At 52.9% G+C, this 2,777-nt stretch carries 2 protein-coding genes; both read left to right on the top strand.

All coding sequences use genetic code 11. The features are described from left to right. Positions 1-322: 322 nt before the first annotated feature. On the top strand, positions 323-628 hold the full coding sequence (locus tag AB4048_RS28625) for a hypothetical protein (protein ID WP_442205321.1): 306 nt from the start codon (positions 323-325) through the stop codon (positions 626-628). Positions 629-1,435: 807 nt separating this feature from the next. Further along, positions 1,436-2,488 (top strand): hypothetical protein, encoded by a 1,053-nt coding sequence (locus tag AB4048_RS28620; protein WP_442205320.1) that lies wholly within the window; start codon positions 1,436-1,438, stop codon positions 2,486-2,488. Positions 2,489-2,777: the final 289 nt, after the last annotated feature.

Genomic DNA, 2,777 nt, shown 5'->3' with positions numbered 1-2,777 from the left:
GCACATGAACCCAAAACGGCAAAGGAGAAACGGAGAAGCTTGACCACGACGACCGACACGAACGATACCTAAAAGGCGGGTCACTTCTCAGTGCAAATCCCGGGTCAACTCTCAGCGCAAATCAACATACTGACTTGCAAACAGACAATGTGTGGCGGTAGGTCACCGGGAGGTCGATGAAGGCGGCCTGCTATTCAAGCCAACGGGCAAGGCGGGATATCGCTCACCCAGCAGTAGGAGCGGCTCATCAGCCGCTTTTTCGCTTGCCAGAGCCGAATGATTTGTTCGCCATAGCCATGGAAACTCACAGGAGATTCGCTGAATGCCCAAATACATTGCTTGCTACGATCTTGCTGCGAACCATCCTGACCCTCATGCGGAGTTTATCCATCAAGCTGATATGACTGGATGGTCGACGTGGATATGGGAGCCCAATCTCAGTAAGTGGTATCAGCTTCCCAACACGACCTTGATTGGTGAGTTTGAAACAAGCGATACAGCCAAAGCTGCTTTCGACAAGGCGGTAGCGGCGACTAAACTCACTGTTCCCGACCTGCTGCTTGAGAAATACTTCATCACGGACTACGGCCTCGCTATATTCAACTCAGACGTCGTCCACGGCGGTTAGTAAAGTCCTCTGGGCGAACTGTTTTCGCCTGATATTCAGGTCTGGCATGCGTCAACCTTGAGGCAGCGAAAAATGACCAAACATGGAATGACATGGGACGAAAGCGGCAAGTTTGAAGTTGATGATGATGGGCGCCTCTATTGGAACGGGGAAGCCGTCATCCTTGAGAAGCGGCTAAAATTAGAGCGATACCAGATAGTACTCGCTACCTTAGCTACTGTTGGCACTCTTCTTTCGGGACTTCACCCCTTCGGCCATTCCTTCGGTTGGTGGTAGTCTCACGATCTTAACAAGCATCGACTTTGCGTGTGCTGCCGCTTGGTTCGTCATATCCAGCGTCTCGGAACTTTTAGCAATTTAGCAAGCCCACGTCTGGACTTGTCGCGGATCCCTGCCTTCCATCAGGGGGCTTGGCGGCTTAGGCTCCCGTCCGCTGCTTGAACTGACGATGGGTGTCAGGAATGGGGAGGTGTACTGGCAATCGGAAGGTGCTTGACGAGTCCTTTTCCGCGAGCAACCCTACTCGAGGACCTGCGCATCTCGGGGTTGGCGCCCGCCGCACCGTCCTTGTGAGATAGATGTGATGCCAACCGGTGACGCGCATAAAAAGCGCATAAGTGAGCACAACTGATTTTCCGGTCGGGATATATCCCGGCCAATCCTTCGGAAGAACTCGCTCCTCGGCGTCAACAAAATTGGGACGCGAAACGCGATCGGCACCTGTGTCTGGGGTGGGACGTGGACCCCGCTGACATTGCGAGACTAGTCGAACTACCCCCAGCAAAATCTAAGAAATCGGCATTTGTCATGGCAGTGATTATGGCCGATGCGATCATGTCTGCACGTTGCAAGCCGGGACGGCGGATTTCATACTCACGCCGCAAAGGTTGGTGGCAGCATACAGAGAGGTACCGTGATCGTGTCTTTACATACGACACCGTGGTGCCTGCCATTGACGCATTGCTTGCTGCGGGACTCCTCATCGGCCATGACCTCCAGCCTGCAGGGCGCCCAACGGGCATACAGTCCAGCTATCTGCCGTCCCCTCGTCTAGCCGAGGTGGGCGTTTTAAAAGTCGAGAGCACCCCTGGGGAACTCATTCGCTTAAAGGATCGCAATGGTGTTTTGATGGGATATCGCGACACGGAGCGCACGCACAGAGATAGAAAATTCATCGAACGGGTAAACGCCTCCCTGAGAGATACCGAGATCGTTCTGGACGGGGTTTCGCTTGATGATGGAATGATCAAATTCGCTAATCACACGGTCAACACAATGCGTGCGTCGCTGTACCGTGTCTACAATGGAGCCTGGACTCTTGGCGGGCGATTTTACGGCGGTTGGTGGCAAATCGTAAGTAAACAGGACCGCAGAAAGTTCAGGCTCAACGGACAGACTACTGTTGAACTGGACTATCACCAGCAGCACCCGCGGCTGCTATATGCGGCTGCGGGTCAGTCACTCGATGATGATGCTTACACCTTGGACGGGTGGGATCGACAACTCTGCAAACGTGCGTTCAATATTCTTCTCAACGCCGCAACCTCGGACAAGGCGCATGGTGCGCTTGTTCCTTACGTGGGGGGCAGCCGATCCGAGGCGAGAGATCTGATCGCAGCTCTAAAGACAAAGCATCAGCCGGTAAGCAATTATTTCCACACAGGAATCGGTTTGAGCCTTCAGAATGTGGATGCTGAGGTCTGTCGTGTGGTTCTGGCGGAAATGATCAAGCGGCGAGTCCCTACGCTGCCGATTCACGATAGTTTTATTGTGCCGGTGGAATTCCACGACGAACTCACAGAAGTTATGGAAAGCGCATTTGCTCAGGCAGCCACGACGGTAGCCGCGAAAATTAGTTAAGCAACACCGGAAGTTTATCATACCGGGACGCTGACGATAACTAATTAAAACAACTTGTTAGAGGGAAGATGGACTGTAAATGGTAGGCACAACCATGATGTCCGTTGCCCTGTTGATCAAGACCTGTGCGCGGATATTTGTAGACGTTTGGAATCATTGATGATTCAATACCTTCGTCGGAAGATTGAGGTGCGCGATGAGCCGTCGCCGGATAGGACAGGAAGCATTCGGATTTGCCGATGATCGGGGATCGTCATCTTCTCTTGAGGGGATCGTCATCTTCTCTTGA

Origin of the sequence: Rhizobium sp. RAF56, assembly GCF_052113965.1 — a bacterium.
Classification (GTDB): Bacteria; Pseudomonadota; Alphaproteobacteria; order Rhizobiales; family Rhizobiaceae; genus Rhizobium.
The sequence above is the reverse complement of the archived record's forward strand: the minus strand, read 5'-3'. Positions and strand labels throughout refer to the sequence as shown.